The organism is Coleofasciculus chthonoplastes PCC 7420, assembly GCF_000155555.1.
In the GTDB taxonomy this organism is placed as follows: domain Bacteria; phylum Cyanobacteriota; class Cyanobacteriia; order Cyanobacteriales; family Coleofasciculaceae; genus Coleofasciculus; species Coleofasciculus chthonoplastes_A.
The window spans coordinates 126322-143147 of the sequence record NZ_DS989844.1 but is presented as its reverse complement, the minus strand read 5'-3'; the positions used below and the strand labels follow the sequence as shown (position 1 = coordinate 143147).

At 45.6% G+C, this 16826-nt stretch carries 12 protein-coding genes; 2 read left to right on the top strand and 10 right to left on the bottom strand.

Going from position 1 to position 16826, the window contains the following annotated elements:
- Positions 1-53: 53 nt before the first annotated feature.
- Positions 54-1160 (bottom strand): ATP-binding protein, encoded by a 1107-nt coding sequence (locus tag MC7420_RS06275; RefSeq protein WP_006099601.1) that lies wholly within the window; start codon positions 1158-1160, stop codon positions 54-56.
- A gap of 221 nt (positions 1161-1381) precedes the next feature.
- Here MC7420_RS06275 and MC7420_RS06270 point away from each other — a divergent pair, with 221 nt between their 5' ends.
- Complete coding sequence (locus tag MC7420_RS06270; RefSeq protein ID WP_006099571.1) at positions 1382-2353, top strand: Rpn family recombination-promoting nuclease/putative transposase; 972 nt, start codon at positions 1382-1384, stop codon at positions 2351-2353.
- 131 nt (positions 2354-2484) lie between these two features.
- Here the strand turns inward: MC7420_RS06270 and MC7420_RS06265 are convergent, their stop codons facing one another.
- From MC7420_RS06265 to gap, 6 genes are all read right to left on the bottom strand, one after another.
- Positions 2485-4020 (bottom strand): DUF5691 domain-containing protein, encoded by a 1536-nt coding sequence (locus tag MC7420_RS06265; protein WP_006099168.1) that lies wholly within the window; start codon positions 4018-4020, stop codon positions 2485-2487.
- Between the two features lie 97 nt (positions 4021-4117).
- Positions 4118-4726 (bottom strand): hypothetical protein, encoded by a 609-nt coding sequence (locus tag MC7420_RS06260; protein WP_006099382.1) that lies wholly within the window; start codon positions 4724-4726, stop codon positions 4118-4120.
- A gap of 118 nt (positions 4727-4844) precedes the next feature.
- A complete protein-coding gene (locus MC7420_RS06255) occupies positions 4845-6152 on the bottom strand; it encodes an SWIM zinc finger family protein (RefSeq protein WP_006099537.1) in 1308 nt (435 codons plus the stop codon).
- An 88-nt stretch (positions 6153-6240) separates the two neighbouring features.
- Positions 6241-7860 (bottom strand): hybrid sensor histidine kinase/response regulator, encoded by a 1620-nt coding sequence (locus tag MC7420_RS06250; RefSeq protein WP_006099174.1) that lies wholly within the window; start codon positions 7858-7860, stop codon positions 6241-6243.
- A gap of 201 nt (positions 7861-8061) precedes the next feature.
- Positions 8062-11463, bottom strand: a complete 3402-nt coding sequence (locus MC7420_RS34945) for a PAS domain S-box protein (RefSeq protein ID WP_006099156.1) — start codon at positions 11461-11463, stop codon at positions 8062-8064.
- Between the two features lie 628 nt (positions 11464-12091).
- Positions 12092-13114: a type I glyceraldehyde-3-phosphate dehydrogenase gene (gene gap / locus MC7420_RS06240; protein ID WP_006099337.1), complete on the bottom strand. Its 1023-nt coding sequence runs from the start codon at positions 13112-13114 to the stop codon at positions 12092-12094.
- 983 nt (positions 13115-14097) lie between these two features.
- Here gap and MC7420_RS06235 point away from each other — a divergent pair.
- A complete protein-coding gene (locus tag MC7420_RS06235; protein ID WP_006099307.1) occupies positions 14098-14715 on the top strand; it encodes a TMEM165/GDT1 family protein in 618 nt (205 codons plus the stop codon).
- A gap of 208 nt (positions 14716-14923) precedes the next feature.
- Here MC7420_RS06235 and MC7420_RS06230 read toward each other — a convergent pair whose 3' ends face one another.
- The 3 genes from MC7420_RS06230 to MC7420_RS06220 all read right to left on the bottom strand — a co-directional run bounded on the left by MC7420_RS06230 (position 14924) and on the right by MC7420_RS06220 (position 16705).
- Complete coding sequence (locus MC7420_RS06230; protein WP_006099221.1) at positions 14924-15742, bottom strand: alpha/beta hydrolase; 819 nt, start codon at positions 15740-15742, stop codon at positions 14924-14926.
- Between the two features lie 154 nt (positions 15743-15896).
- Positions 15897-16349 carry a PIN domain-containing protein gene (locus MC7420_RS06225; protein ID WP_044205454.1) on the bottom strand — a complete coding sequence of 151 codons (453 nt, stop codon included), beginning with the start codon at positions 16347-16349 and terminating at the stop codon, positions 15897-15899.
- 11 nt (positions 16350-16360) lie between these two features.
- Positions 16361-16705: a hypothetical protein gene (locus tag MC7420_RS06220; RefSeq protein ID WP_006099452.1), complete on the bottom strand. Its 345-nt coding sequence runs from the start codon at positions 16703-16705 to the stop codon at positions 16361-16363.
- Positions 16706-16826: the final 121 nt, after the last annotated feature.

Genomic DNA, 16826 nt, shown 5'->3' with positions numbered 1-16826 from the left:
AAGCAATACAGGTAATGGTAGCGACAGGAGTCGCCGACTGAAACAACTTGATCCTAAGATCCAACATCTCGGCAAGCGCGATACAGGTCTGTCCAGTCTTTGCGTTCTTTGACCACAGTTTCGAGATACTCGTTCCACACTAACGTATCTTGGATCGGATCTTTCACCACAGCACCCACCAATCCAGACGCAATATCCTTAGCGCTGAGGTGTCCATCGCCAAAATGGGCGGCTAGGGCTAACCCACTATTCACCACCGAAATTGCCTCGGCTGTACTCAGGGTACTACTAGGAGATTTTAGTTTAGTTTTACCATCGTCGCTGATACCGCTACGCAGTTCGCGGAAAATTGTCACCACCCGCCGGACTTCAGTTAAGGCGGGGGCTTGCACCGGGAGTTCTAAAGCACGTCCTAAGCTTTCGACTCGCTGTTGAACGATCTCGACTTCCTCTTCGATGGTTTTCGGTAATGGTAAGACAACAGTATTAAAGCGGCGTTTCAGGGCGCTAGACAAATCATTGACCCCCTTGTCGCGATTATTCGCTGTGGCGATAATATTAAAGCCTTTAATCGCTTGCACCTCATCCCCCAATTCGGGAATTGGTAGCATCTTTTCTGAGAGAATCGTAATTAGGGTATCTTGGACATCTGCCGGAATCCGAGTCAACTCTTCCACACGGGCAATTTTCCCCGCTTCCATCGCCACCATCAGCGGACTTGCCACTAACGCCTCCATCGAGGGACCGTCTGCCAGTAAGCGGGCATAGTTCCACCCATAGCGAATGGATTCTTCACTGGTGCCGGCTGTGCCTTGAATCAGTAACGTTGAATCCCCAGAAATAGCAGCAGCTAAATGTTCCGATACCCAAGACTTAGCGGTTCCCGGAATCCCCATCAGTAATAAGGCACGGTCTGTGGTGAGGGTAGCAACAGCTATTTCTATCAGTCTGCGATCGCCAATATACTTGGGCGATACCACAAACCCGTTCTCTAGTGTACCTCCCAATAGATACGTTGTGACTGCCCAGGGGGATAAATTCCAGTTCGGCGGGCGCTGGCGTTGATCTGCTTTTGCCAATTCCGCTAATTCTTCGGCAAACTGTTGTTCCGCATGTTCACGCAATAAAAAGTTTTGATTGTTTAGCTTTGCACGATTCACAGTTGTTTGTCCTGAAAAAGGCTCTTCCGTACCTGCTATACTAAACTAACTTTCTCCCTATTCGTCATTTGTCTTATGTCATTCGTCCTTTGTCATCCTCATGAAGCGCCAAGCAAGCTACGACCTTTGTCAGCCTTTGAGGACTATTTGCAAAACTTAGTGTCGCCTACAAAATTTATATTCAGGCAATTAAAGCCAATAGCTTAAAAGAGTAATAACTTATGACTAAGAAAAAATTTATTAGCCCAAAAATTGATTATGCCTTCAAAAAAATATTTGGCTCAGACCAAAGTGAAGACATTCTCATCAGCTTCTTAAATGCAATTGTCTACAATGGGAAAAGTGTCATTTCTAGTTTAACCATTGTCAACCCTTACAATCCTGGTCAAGTTGAAACCTTAAAAGATAGTTACTTGGATATCAGGGCTGTTCTAAACAGTGGAGAAATTGTCCTGATTGAAATGCAGGTCGCCCGGATAGCCGCTTTTTATAAACGAGTGACCTACAATCTCTGCAAAGCCTACGCTAATCAGTTGACATCAGGAGATTATTACCTGGAGATTACGCCAGTTATTGCCGTAACAATCACCGATTTTATTCTATTCAAAGAAAACCCTAAATGTATTCATCATTTTGTATTCAAAGACAAAGAAAGCTCATCGGAATATCCTGAACATGAATTGCAGCTAATTTTTGTAGAATTACCGAGATTTGTGAAAAAATTGCCAGAGTTACAGACATTAGCAGAGAAATGGATTTATTTTATGACGCAAGCTCAAGACTTAGAAGAAATTCCAGAAAGTTTGGCAGAAGTTACGGCAATAGAAAAAGCGTTAACGATAGCCAATCAAGCGAACCTGACACCAGCAGAAGCGGAGGAAGTCAGTCGTCGAGCCATGCAGTTGCGAGATGAGATAGGACGCATCAAATATGCTACCGAAGAAGCATCGAAGGAGGCGCGGGAAGAAGGTCGTCAAGAAGGTCGTCAAGAAGGTCGCCAAGAAGGTCGCATTACAGAAGCACGCGCTTTAGTCCTGCGTCTGCTGAACAAGCGGTTTCCAGACCAGACAGCGGAACTCAATAGCTTAGTAGAAGGTTTGTCTTTGTCAGCTTTAGAAGGGTTAAGCGATGCTATGTTTGAGTTGAATAATTGGCAGGATTTGTTAACGTTATTGGCAGAGATAAACCAATAAGTATAGCAACCGCTATAGCGGTTAGGACACATCATTTATGTAGAGACGCGCCATGGCGCGTCTCTACAATGGTGCCGAAAGTCCTAATCGATGTGTCTACTGCTATAATTAAACCAAGAAACCGTTGACGCTCAAATTTCTCTGCCCATTTCATAGCGTAAACTCAAAACTGCCAAGACTTCATCGATAATTTCTGTCCAATAGGAGGCTAAAGCTAACCGTTCGGGGACAATATTGCTGAAACGAGTCGAGAGTTCGGGGACAATATCAGGACTCATAAAATAGGCAAACTCTTTTAGTCCAGTAGACAGCGACCAATCGTAAGGATTATCCGTCTTCTTCAGATAGCGGCGCACACCGTCTAAAACAATCTCGGTTAGTTCTATACTCCAAGGAACATGGCAATGGGTTAATAGACTAAACGCCGGATGTTGGCTATTAAAGGGAACCTTACTGGATGGGAATAAATTCAGAAAAAAACAATCCCGTTGTTCAGCAGAGAGAACATCAATTAATCCAGAAATTAATTGATTCTGCCGGATTAAATAGCCCTTAAACGTACCATAAAACGGCAGTAAAGCCTCTGCCCAGTCCGGATTCTGTTGGCGCATCGTCGCCACCGCCCAGCCTTCAACCAAGGAATGATCCCATTCACTCCGTTTTGCCGCTTGTATCCATTCAGCCGGGGATTCTTCCTGAAGGTCTGACCACAGAAAAAGGGGAGTCGCGGCGACAATTTGTAAAATAATCCAGGCTTTATTACCTAATAACTGAGGCGGCTGTTTGCTATCAATACCATCTCTGGTTATCTCTTGGTCATTATCATCAGGGAGGATAAAATCTAGATGCAAACGGTTACGCTTGCGTCGAAATGTAATAGCGGATTGGATGCGTTGCTTCATCCGCTGACATAAAGCCGATTCCGGTAACTGTGCTAATAAATTAGCCGCTTGGCGTCGCACCTCTTGACGACGGTCATCCAGTGCAACCTCTAAAAATGCTTCATCCTCCAGGTTTAAGCCAATTTGCAGGGTGTCTAACAAGGCGATTCTGGCATCTGATGATGCTTGTTGCCACACAGTTACAAGTCGTTCCCGTGCTGAGGCGGGATGTTCATGCCGTAGATGTTGCAATAGAAGTCTGCGGGCGTCTAGACTTCCAGTTGTCCACGTTTGTTCGATATCCTCATCTCCCACATAATTCCAATCCGGATTATGGGCGGCTAACCACCGTCCCCGTTGACCTAAAACCGGGAGAATTGCAGGGCGTAACTGAGGTGAGGTGCGTCCAACTTCGAGTAACTCTGGCAAATAATAGTCGGGCACACGGTATCCGGCTGTAGCGGCGCTGGCTAACCATTCCGGTAACAGTTTTACCCGCTCTTTTTGTAGCATCAATTTCAGATAGTGGGCGGCGCGGGGACTACAGGGGGGTTTATCGTCAGGTGGACAGGGTTCGGGTAAAGGTTGATTATCGGTAATCGGGCGTTGTCCGGCGCGGTGATAGAGAGAAATTGCCCCAGCCGCGCTGAGTAATGTGGCTTCTGGGTCAGTAGAATTAAGTTGGCATAAAAGTTGACTGAGTGGGTTAGTGGCTGGAGTAAGGGTGAGAGTTCGTCTCTCTGTGCCAACTAAGGCGGTGGTGATTACGTCTTGCCAGAGACTCATTGAGGCTTTACCGAAGATAGGATATTAAACCGATTTTAATCGAACAGGTTCTTCTGAATTGATTACTCTATTACTGTTAGTTAACCCTTCTACCCTTTTACTCTAAAATTCCCACTAAAATATTTACTAACTCTCTCAAATCATCGGGCAACGTATAAGACCCAATATCTCTTATAATTGTTAACGTACTTCGCTCTAACTTACCAAAAACCCACAACTCCCCAATAGTCACCACTCCATACAACACCTCCGGTGATTCCTGGAGTATTGCCAACGCAATCAACTCCACCGCCAGTTGAGTGAACCCCCGCGTCAAATCATCCCGCTTCGCTTCAATAACAATTAATCCCATCTCCGACTCAATAAAATAATCTAAATTCCCCTGAAGTTGCTCATTAACCTTCAACGGGTACTCAATGCGTAGCAAACGGCGGCACATTACCGCCACTCGCGCCAACACTGGCGCAATCAAAATTTCCCGCTTGGCTGTTTCACTACTGAGAGTGACATAAGGAATCGTGTCTTCTAACTGCTGCTGTAACTCCGCAAGATACTCAATCTCACGAGTGGTTTTGGGTAAGTGAAGGCGCTGGCGTTCAAACTTATAGCCAAACTCTGCCAGGATTTCATCGGTATCATTGGGTAGCTCAAAGTAGGAACGAAAACTATAGCTGGTTCCCTCTTGCAAAATTTTGGGCTTAGACATAAATACTCCTGAGTTTTAGGTATTGTAGGTTGGGTAGAGCGATAGCAAAACCCAACAGGATTTAGGTTGAAGCCAGCAAACCTAACAAAATATAAGGCTAAAGCCTTTACTACGAACATTATCGAAACGCAATAAACTGCTCTTGGGAAAAAGCACTTAAGGGAAAAAAGTGATCACCATTCCATTCACCAAAGACGGTGATGGGATGTCCCCCACTCAGGGCAAATAACTGCCAACCCTCTGTAAATCTGGGGGTGAGGCGTAATACCTGGTTAGCATCGTCGCGCAATGCCCATCCTTGGTTATATTTCTGGGGAATAACTCCTTGTAAGCTGAGGGGAAATTGGTCTAACCAGGGTTGACAAGCTAACGCATTTGTGTATTGATTTAGAGCAGTTGCGATCGCGCTTTCCCCCTCCATTTCTGTAAACGGTATGGCTGGGGCGTGACGGGTTTTGACAATTGCCCGCAACGGATAAGCGCTGGCAAAGAATCCCAAATCGGCGTCGAGGAGAGTACCGGGGATGAGACTGGTATCTAGGGGTTGAGTATGATGGGCAAAGGTCAGGATTAGGGCAAATCGATGCGTCTGTTGTCCTTGTAACCATATCCGTTGCGCTTTCAGGTTATCTTGGTCTTCGATACACTGTCCTAAGATTAACCAGCGATCGCGGATAATCAAGGTAGCGGTTTCTTCTTTTTGCCCCCAACCAATCGCTGTGCGGATATCGGCTTGCCTGTCTGGGGGTAATGTTTCTAGGCGTTGAAATCCTTGCAGTAACAAATACAAGCGTCCCAACCGTGCCAAGAGGCGTTCTTGCCAACCCACCCCCGTATAAGGAATCCCTGACATCTCCTGTAACTGACGCGCCAATCCTGGGGCTTGAGCATCAATCATCCGGGCGGCTACCGTATCCCAAAAACTATAGTCTTTTTCCGGTAAGTTGGCTAATCCCTGACGGACTAAATCACGCAACCAACGGTCTAATTCTTGCACCCCGGCGGTAACATTTTCCTCCCGTTTGGCGGCGCGTTTGGCTTTAGCTGCGGGATCAGCAACGTTTTCTGATTTTTCTACCTTTTTCGCCTGTTTTTGACGGCGAGTGCTAATCCAATCGTTTACCCAATCAGGGGATTGATTTGGGTTAAACCTATCGGGTTGATTGGCAAAGAGTAATAAGAGTCCGAGTCCATGTTTGCAGGGAAATTTACGACTCGGACAACTGCATTTAAACGCCGTTTCACCTAAATCGATTTGGGTTTGATAGGGGTTACTTCCACTTCCTTGGCATTCTCCCCACACCGCCTCCTGATTTCGTCCCAATCCTTGCCATTTCGATAAACGTGCCAAGCCTTGACCATTTTGGGCAGACTTAGCATCGGGGGCGAGTGCGAGGATTTGTTCCGGAGTCCAGGTAATAGGCATATTAATCGGATTGATTCTGGGTTAAATCAAGATTGCGAATAGTCCGATTGATCAAGCTGAGATAGTCAAACTCTACGGCAAAACCCTTTTATCCTTCCACTGATTCCGCCACGGGCAAGATTATCGTAAACGTGGTTCCTGCGCCAACTTCACTCTCAACCTCCACTCTACCTTGATGCAATTCTACACATTCTTTCACAATCACTAATCCCAAGCCCACACCAGGAGTAATACCGATATTACTGGCGCGATAGAATGCTTTGAATAATTTTCCCTGATCATCCGGGGGAATACCAATGCCTTCGTCAGCAACCCGCAGCCGTATTTCCTGGGCTTGAGGACTGATTTCTACCTCAATTAATCCTCCCTCTGGAGAATATTTGATCGCATTAGACAATAAGTTATCGAGAATGAGTCGGAGTAGGTTGCCATCTAAAACAACGCGATCGCACTCACTCGGGCAGATCAGATTCAGGCTATGTTTTCCGGCGGATTTGGGACGAACCGCTTCAATCACCTCGCCCACAATTTCCTCAATATTAACCAAAGTGGGATTAAATTCTAGGGCTTGCGTTTCGGCTTGCTCAATGAAAATCATATCGTTGACTAGATTCGTCAGATGCTCAACTGACTGTTTAACCCGTTGGAAATGGGTTTGTTTTTTCTCCGGCGTCAAGCGATCGCTATATCTTTGTAACATTTCCGTAGACGACAAGATTGTCGTCAGGGGAGTCCGGTACTCATGAGACACGGTAGCAACAATTCGAGATTTTAATTGGCTCAATTCTCGTTCTCTAGCTAGCGCTACCCGTAACTCTTCTTCTAGCTGCTGGCGTCGGGCAATTTCGGCTTCTAGTTGTTGGTTCTGCTGTCTTAATTGGGCTGTACTTTCAGCGACTCTTTGTTCTAAGTCGGCATTAGTCCGCTTGAGCAAAGCTTGGATTTGTCGTTGCTCGATGACATCATGAAACACCAATACAGCTCCCAGAATCTTTTCGCTATCATTCTTAATGGGAGCCGCACTATCATCAATGGGAATTTCCTCACCCTCTTTATCAATCAGCAGTGTATGGTTTTCTATAGTTACAGTTTTACCTGTTTGTAGAGACACAGTGACTGGGTTCGGAATGGCTTCTCGTGTCGTTTCATTAATAGTTAGAAAGATTTGATTCAAATCTTGACCTAAGGCGTCTTGTTGCGTCCATTTGGTTAGCGCCTCAGCAACTGGATTCATAAACGTGATCGCCCGTTGCGGATCAGTGGTAATAACTGCATCACCGATACTTTTTAGCGTCGTAGCTAACCATTGCTCTCGCTCCCGAAGCTGTTGCTCCATTTTATGTTTGTAGAGCGCTACTTCAATCGTGGTTGCTAAATCTTTGGATTCAAAAGGCTTGAGCAAATAACCATAGGGTTCGGTGAGTTTAGCCCGCTCCAGCGTCTCCTCATCATTATAGGCAGTCAGATAGACAACGGGGAGTTGAAACTGCTGGCGCATTTGAGCCGCCGCTTCAATTCCATCGATTTTACCTTTGAGCCGAATATCCATCAACACCAAGTCGGGAGGATTTTGAGAAATTCCCGCGATCGCGGCTTCGGCAGATGTCACATTGGCGGTTACAGTATATCCGAGGGCTTCCAATCGATTTTGAATGCTGAGGGCGACAACTCGCTCATCTTCAACAACTAAAATTTTCGCTTTAACCATTTGTTTAATTTAGAAATAAAAATACACAATAAAAGAAAGTCCAATGATTAAGACAGACGTGCTAGGGCAAGAAGGCAGAAATAACTGAACAGCTAATATCTCCCCCCGCTTCCCCTGCTCCCTCTGCTCCCCCTGCTTCATCGTATCTACGAAGCTGCTCAAGTATTTTTGCCAAGCTGCACTAGGGCATGTCTTTACAGTTTAGTTCAAACTTTCGATCGGAAAACTAATATTCACTTCGGTTCCCTTATCCAGATTAAAGCTGAGATCACCCTCCAATTGTTCAGTCAGAACCTTAATTAACTGTAAGCCTAATGACTTAGGATTAGCAAATTCCATATCCGGTGGAAATCCAACGCCGTTATCTTTGACCGTTAGGTGACATCGATCCTCAGATTCTGCGGTCAGGATCACCTCAATCGTCCCTTCTTGACCATTTGGAAAGGCATATTTGAGCGCGTTAGACACTAATTCACTAATAATTAAACCACAGGGAATAGCAGCATCAATCGTTAAATCAACCTCATGAATATGAAATTCCAAATTAACTTGGTTATATTCAAAAATATAGATCTGAAACAAATAACTGGTCAAGTTCTCAATGTACTCGGCAAAATTAATCCGGGCAAAATCTTGAGACTGATACAATTTCTCATGCACCAACGCCATTGACTTCACCCGATTCTGACTTTCCTGGAACAGTTCCACCGTTGTTGGATCAGTAATGTACTGAGATTGTAAATCCAAAAGACTGGAAATCACCTGCAAATTATTTTTCACCCGATGGTGAATTTCCTGGAGCAAGACTTCTTTTTCCCGCAAAGAGGCTTGAATTTGGATTTCAGCCTGCTTGCGCTCCGTGATATCCAGATTAATTCCCATCATCCGCACAGGCTGACTGGTTTCATCGTAAAATACCTGAGATTTGCTTTCCACCCAACGCAGATTCCCATCGGTTCTGATAATCCGAAATTCAATATCATAGCAATCTTCCTGCTCATCAATCGCTCGTCGATCCGCTTGGTGAACGCGATCGCGATCCTCAGGATGAACCATTTCCAGAAACGTTTTGTAGCTAATCTGTGTAGTTTTGGCATCTAACCCATACAGGTGTTGCAGGTGATAGGAACAGCTAATTTGTTCCGTCTCCAGATTTCTATCCCAGAATCCCATACGCGCCGCATCTAGGGCTAACCGTAATTGTTCTTCACGCTGACGTAACTGTTCTTCAGCCAGCTTACGTTCTGTCACATCTAGGTTCAATCCAATTGTCCAGATAGGCTGATCAGTTTTGTCATAAATAATCTGACCTTTGCTTTGAATCCAGCGCACAATCTGATCGGGCCAAATAATCCGATATTCAAGGTCATAATCCTCTCCGGTTTGAATCGCCCATTCCATGCTTTGCTTAACCAGTTCTTGGTCTTCCGGGTGAACCTTTTCTAAAAAGGTTTTGTAGGGAATTTCTGGACGATCAAATGCCAATCCATAGAGTTGTTCCAAGCGATAAGACCAAGTAATCATTCCGGTTTGCAAATTCCAATCCCACTTTGCCATCTGTGCGGCATCGAGGGCTAGACGTAAGCGGGCTTCACTTTGTTGTAAGAGATCCTCTGCCAGTTTACGGGCGGTGATATCGGTACTCACACCGAGGACTTGAGTCACCTGTCCATCTGGAGCCACCAACGGAGTTTTAATGGTTTGATACCAGCGAATTTTACCGTTTTGATCCCAGGAAAACTCTTCAGGAATGAATTTCGGCTGTAAGGTGGTCAATATCTCTTGATCTTCAGCCATGAAGCGTTCCACATCTGCTGCATCATGATGGATTTGGGCGGTTGTTTTTCCCAACACTTCCTCAACAGGAATCCCCCGATGTTCGGCAAACCTGCGATTGGCTAAAATATACTGACCGTCTTGGTCTTTGACATAAATGATATTGGGGTTGGTGTCAATGATTGTTTGCAGGAAGTCTTTTTGGTTCTGCAAGGCTTGCTGGGCTTTTTGGCTCTGAGTGACATCAATGCCCACACAAACAATATTGGTTCCTTGCTGATATTTTTGAGCGGCAATTAGATGATAGTGATGGGAACCCTTGATGTTAATTTCCAGGATATTTTGGTCAGTTTGAGCCGCACTCGCGATAAACTGTTCAATATAGTTGACAAACGTCGGATTACTATTGAGAAAACCGAGGGGTTGACCGACAAAGTCGTCCGGTGACAGGTTGAACATATCTGCCAAAAATTGATTAACTCCCAGATATCGTCCTTGGCGACTCATCCAGGAGACGCAACCGGGTACTGCATCCAAAACCGCTTGCAGTTGCTCCTTGGCTTGTTGTAATTGTATCTCTATGGTTTGACGGTGAGTAATTTCGTGCTGGAGGCGGGTATTCGTTTGTTCGAGTTCGGCGGTGCGTTCACTAACCCGTTGTTCCAAATGGAGATGAGCCTGTTGCAACAGGACTTCTGCTTGTTTGCGATCGCTAATATCTTGAATCAGAGCGATCGTGTACTCAGATAACCCATTCGCGCCACGAACGGCTGACGCCGACACATGCACCCAGACTACATGACCTTGCTGATGAATATAGCGTTTTTCGGTGTTTATGTGAGTGATTTCCCCGGTGATCAGTTTATGTAAGTCTTGATAGCACTGGGTTATCTCATCGGGATGGATAAACAGATGGAACGGCTGATTTAATAATTGGTTAGCCCTGTAACCGAGGATATCTTGCAGCGCCTGATTGGTATGCAGAACCCGCCCTTGAGTATTGGCGATCGCCATCCCAATGGGTGCCAACTCAAATACCGTGCGGAAACGGGCTTCACTCTCCCGCACCGCTTGTTGAGCCTGGTGAATGTCGGTAATATCGCGGCACACGCTGAGGACAAATTCAACGGAACCATCCGGGGCAAATTCGGGAACCAGACGCGATTGATAATACCGTTGTCCATGGGGAGTCAAGAACGTGAATTCACTCTCATTTTCCTCACCCGTTTGCAACACCGTTTGTAAGGAGTCCTCCCATACGGGAATAAGAGTTTTTGGTAATTCTAATTCCCGGTGGGTTTTGCCCAAAAAGTCTTGATAGGGAATACCCGTTTCCTGTTCAATGACGGGGTTGACGTAAACATGACGCAGATGGCGATCAAATCGAGCGACAATATCTGGAGAATGATCCAGTAGAACTCGAAATTCCTGTTCTCGCTGATTGAGCGTGTCCTTAACCTGTTTGTCTTCGGTAATATCTTCAGTGATCGTGGCGAGGAGAGTTTGAGGAGCATCTCTCTGGCTTTCCCCCCAGGGATTCGGGATACTAAAAGAGCGCGATCGCACCCATCGGATTGAGCGATCGGATTTGATAATGCGATACTCTTGTGGCGATTCACTGGTGGGGTGTTGCGTCCAAGCCATCGCCACTCGCTCTCGATCCCGGCGATCGATCGCATCCAGGATACACGGCATATACCCTCCCGGATGACTGGATAATTGGTCAGGGGTGTGACCCCACATCTGCTCAGTTGCTGCATTAGCGTATAATAATTGATGCCGATTTACCGAGGTCAACCAAAAGACATCCGCAAAAGGTTCTGTCATCCCACTGTATTCCTAGATCGCACTAAATAAAGATCGAGCTAAAAAAATTATAAAGACAACTCCTCTGGTTGTCTGAGAGTCGGCGCTATTTAAAAAAATACGATTTTACGGAATCAGGTACGGGATTGTCAATCCAAAATTAACCCCTCGTTCCCCCCTACAAGAGCTGACAGGTGTAGGTTTTTTACTTTAGGGTGGGGACAAGACAAGGAGGACAAGGGAGGAAAGTAGACAAGGGGGGAAAACCGTACAGCATTTTGTTCGGTCAAGCTAACTTCTAAAAGCCGAAACGCCCTATTTTTCGTTCTCACTCTTCCTTGTCTACGGTCGCTGAGCGAAGTCGAAGTGATGGTCTACCTGTCTACCTTGTCTTACCTCAACCCCAATCTTAAAAAACCTACCCTTGTGAGCCCTACAAGAGGGGGGAGGGCAGAGGATGCTTCGCTTTTATTGCACGGGAGAAGGGGAACTGGATTCTCTTACTCCCCTCTCCCCGGCGTGGGAGAGGGGCTGGGGGAGAGGGGTTGAGCTTAAGTTGACACGGATAGGCATTGCTGTGCTCCTACAGGTAGCGCCTATGCCGTCAAGCAAGCGTAAGTCCTATTATGTTGATTTTGTCGAGGATGGTTTACCCTTTCGCTGCCATGGACAGGATTAGGTCAATCATGCGATTAGAATAGCCCCACTCGTTGTCATACCAAGCCACGACTTTGAAAAAGTTGGAGTTGAGTTCCATACCCGCCCCCGCGTCAAAGATGCTAGAACGGGGATCAGTGGTGAAGTCTGTGGACACCACGGAGTCATCTGTATATCCCAGAACCCCTTTGAGTTCTCCTTCCGAGGCTTTCTTCATCGCGTCACAGATTTCTTGGTAGCTGGTGGCTTTATCAGTACGGAAGGTGAGGTCAACGACCGAAACATCAGGCGTGGGTACGCGGAATGCCATCCCGGTAAGTTTACCTTTGAGTTCAGGTAGAACCAAGGTAACGGCTTTGGCTGCACCGGTAGAGGCGGGGATAATGTTTTGCGCCGCACTGCGTCCAGCCCGCAAGTCTTTCTTACTCGGTCCGTCTACGGTGGGTTGGGTAGCCGTCATGGCGTGAACGGTGGTCATTAAACCTTCTGCAAAACCAAAGTTGTCTTGAATGACTTTGGCAATGGGAGCGAGGCAGTTGGTGGTACAACTGGCGTTGGATACAACCGTATGCTTGTTGGGATCGTAGCTCTGATGATTCACACCCATCAAGAGCGTGGGGACTTTTTCCGGGTCTTTTTCTTTGGTGGGAGCCGAGATGACGACTCGCTTCGCCCCGGCGGTGAGGTGCTTGGATGCACCGTCATAGGTAGTAAATAGACCCGTGGACTCAACCACATACTCGACGCCGTATTTCCCCCAGGGTAGTTCCTCTGGATTCTTGATCGAGACGCAGGGGATTACCTTATCATTGACCACAATGGCGTCGGGTTTGGCTTCTACCGTACCGTTGAACCGACCATGGGTGGAGTCGTACTTTAACAAATAGGCGATACTCTCTGGCGGAACCAGGTCGTTAATGCAGCAAAACTCGATATTGGGGTTTTCTAGTCCAGCCCGGAAAACTAGGCGTCCAATGCGACCAAATCCATTAATGCCGACTTTGATAGGTGCCATGAAATTCTCCTTTTGGTTAAGTTGTACAGAGTATGCCAGGGAATGCTATTGGGTACAGCGTCAAAGGGAAGCCTACTACTATTAGCCAGTGTCAGCCTTCTGACGTAGCATTCGTCTGACCATCTGACATGAACTGTACCCGCGTCTGCTTTAGGTTTTCTTTAGACTGCTCCCTAATTAACGGTTAGCTATCCCTTACTGTTTATAGACGGATTGTCAGTTCTTTTCAAGCTTGCAGGTTTCGGCAAGATTCGTCAATTGGTTTGTGCAGAATCATTGTCCAGGACTTTGAACCTAAATTTGCTACAACTGATACTGAAAAATTAGTCAAGCTGATCAGGTATAGACGGATGTTGCCTGTGTCTATCTCTACGATTGAAAAACTTGATTGATCAGCTTGCCCATTGTAGAGACGTTGCCTGCAACGTCTCTACAATGATGCCGAACGTCCTAATCGATGTGTCTATTGCTATATCTACCGATTTACTCTCTGGGGAACGGGAATCTGGATGATGGAGAAGACTTTATATTATAACAAGATAAAGTTAAGAGAAGGTCACTGAGATTTTGACGGGTGGGCAATGCCCACCCTACGGTATATTAAGGAATTTTGTCAGACTACTTAGTTTAAAAGATGAAATCAATATGAATAAAAAATGAATAGATATATAAAATAGCTTCTGAATTGAATCTCTGAGAAGACTCGATAAAAAAAATAAATTGTGCTATCTTAAAAAATAATGAAAGGGAGTAGCTTCTGGTTAAACATTACCAGGATACCTGAATCAACATACTGGTGATGAGCCTGGTTCAGGTGACAAGGGATTGAAGCATCAGGTCATTTGAATCTACAGAATCTGAGCTGAATAGTTAGTTCCTTGGTAGCGAGACTTTCACTGAGTTCACACGTTGATGTGAGCTTGGTGGGGTCTGCCTTTTCTCATCAAGCTCCATCAACAGCAATTGATTAAGGAGCTTGAAAAATGTTAACTGCATTTACCGCCGGATTATTACTAATTACGATTTCTGAGTTAGGGGATAAGACGTTTTTTATTGGCGTAATCTTATCCATGCGTTATTCGCGGCGGCTGGTATTTTTGGGAGTTCTGGCGGCGTTAGCAGCGATGACGGTACTATCCGTATTATTGGGACAGGTGGTGTCGTTGCTGCCTGAATATTATATTCATTATGGGGAAATTGCCTTATTTTTAGGATTTGGCTTTAAGCTATTGTATGATGCCAGTAAAATGCCCGCTCAAGCAGAAAATACGGGCGCAAAGGAAGCGGCGGTGGAAGTTGCCAAGCAGAATAAAAAAGATAAGTTACAGTCTGCCAATTTCGCGATTCTACTGCAAGCCTTTACCATGACATTTCTAGCGGAGTGGGGCGATCGCACTCAAATTAGCACCATCGCTTTAGCCGCCTCCCATCAACCTGTTGGCGTTACTGTGGGGGCAATTTTAGGTCATGGGATTTGCACCGCGATCGCAGTAATTGGTGGACGGTTAATTGCAGGACGAATTTCTGAGAAATGGGTGACAGCATTAGGAGGCGTATTATTTCTGATTTTCGGTGTTGTAGCGATGTTAGAACAAGTTTAGGTAGGTAGGGACAATTAAAGTTAACGGCGGGAATCGTCATTCGTCATTCGTCATACTCGCGCAAGCAAGAAGCAAGCTACATCCTTTGTAAGGGTTTGAGGCTTTTGCAGCAAGCCCTACTTAGGACTCTGAATTGCCAACAACTTGCTGAATGGCATTAAAAAAATGGTTGTGAGCCAGGGAGATTCTGATAGGGTGACCCGCCTTTTTAATCTAATAGCAACTGAAATAGTGAGGCTTCGTCTAACACTAATTTACCGATAACAAATTTCTGGATCGCTTCAAAGTATTGCCACATACCCATGCGAAACAAGGTGTTATGACCCGCATTTTTAATCCGGATAAACTGCTTATTTGCGGCTGCACAATAATGATATAGCTTTTCTCCCTGTTGGATAGGAATTAACGAATCTTTCTCACCATGAATAATCAACGTTGGCACAAGAATGCGGCTGATTTTTTCAGTATTTCTAAATCCAAAACGCTCATCCTCATAATCTATAACCTGCCAGCCAAGACGTTTGAGCAGGGCAAAGGTATCGGCAAAACCACTATCGATAATCAATCCAGCTAATTGATCTTGAGCGTGATTAGCAACAGCAATAGCGGGGGCACTACCCAAACTGCGCCCCATTACATAAAGTCGTTGGGGAAACAGTTGATGCGCCGTTAAAATATTACTAAAAGCGTCAAAGACTTTGGGGGCATCAGCTAGGAGATTAGACGCGGTGGATGTGCCATCACTGTTCCCATAACCTCGATAGTCAATGACTAAAATAGTAATGCCCAAGACAGTGAAAACTTTGGCAATACTATCATATTCAGCCGCAATCTCACCGTTGCCATGAAAAAATAGAATCGCAGGAGAATTGCTGGCGGCGGCGTATAATCGCCCTCTGAGAAAGAGTCTGGGTTCGATTTCAACATCAATGAGATGAATATTTGGCGATCGCGGTTTTCCTGTTGTGTCCGGTTTAGGATGGAACAGGATTTGCAAAATATCGGGTTTGTCGAGAATGGGATGCATTATATAGCAGTTGGCGACGTTGTAGATATTTTATCTTTCTTCAATAAGGTGGAGAAGAGTCTATTTGACTCGCCCTGACTCAATTACAGAGTTTGGGAGGGTAACGTGCGATCGCGGAGTGGGAATTCCAGGGATTGACCCAAATTAAATAAAGTTAAATAATAAGCCGCCAGTCACGGGCGTCAACGAACTGAGACAGATGCCTAACATTAGTCGTAGCAATTATAACTTCATTTCCTTCCTGTGCTACTACTATAGCCTGAGCCGCCAGAATCACATCTCCATCAAGTGCTTTGGGATCGGCTGTTGGTTGTCCTCTCTTGCGTGCTTCCGCCCATAACTGAGCCGCCAGAAGCATCGCAGGTGTCTCAATGGGGACGTACATCAGAGCATTCTTCAATTGATCAAGTTGTCGGATACCTGCTACCTTACCCACCCGAAGCAATTCACGTCTCACTTCATAGTCAGCAATTTCAGGTATAACGACTATCTCCCCTTTTGCTAGTAAAGAATTTAGCCACTGCTTGCACTCCAACGTCAGGGGTGTAGCTTTAGGATTTGTTACCATTCCCAATGGACTTGAGTCCAAAACTATGAATCGACTCATGGCAAGACAATTTAAATAGAAACGCCGCTTTCATTGAGAGCTTGATCAAGAATTTCCCAAGTTTCTGTTTGCTCCTGTTCATCGCCCTCTTCTACCCATGAATTTAGCAGTGCGATCGCGGCTTGATTTCTTTTGACTCGTTCTTCTTGCGGTAATTGACTAAAAGCTATTAACTTAGCATAAGCTGATGATTCTTGCTCCACAACTACAATTTCCCGAAACAGGCGAATCATCTGAAGTAATTTGGGTAAGTATGCTTGAGGAATTTTGGCGACGAGAGTGCTTATCTGTTCTAAAGCCTCTGTTGAGTCAATTTCAGTGGCTAGAATCGTATTATTTAAATCAGGCTCAGACATACTGTTCTCCTTTATCTGTTCTCTTCCCTACCTTAACAATAAGTAAGGTGAGCCAGAGTTCATTACACACACCCTGTCTCAATCCCAGAGGCGGGAAGGGTAAGATGCGATCGCACCTCCT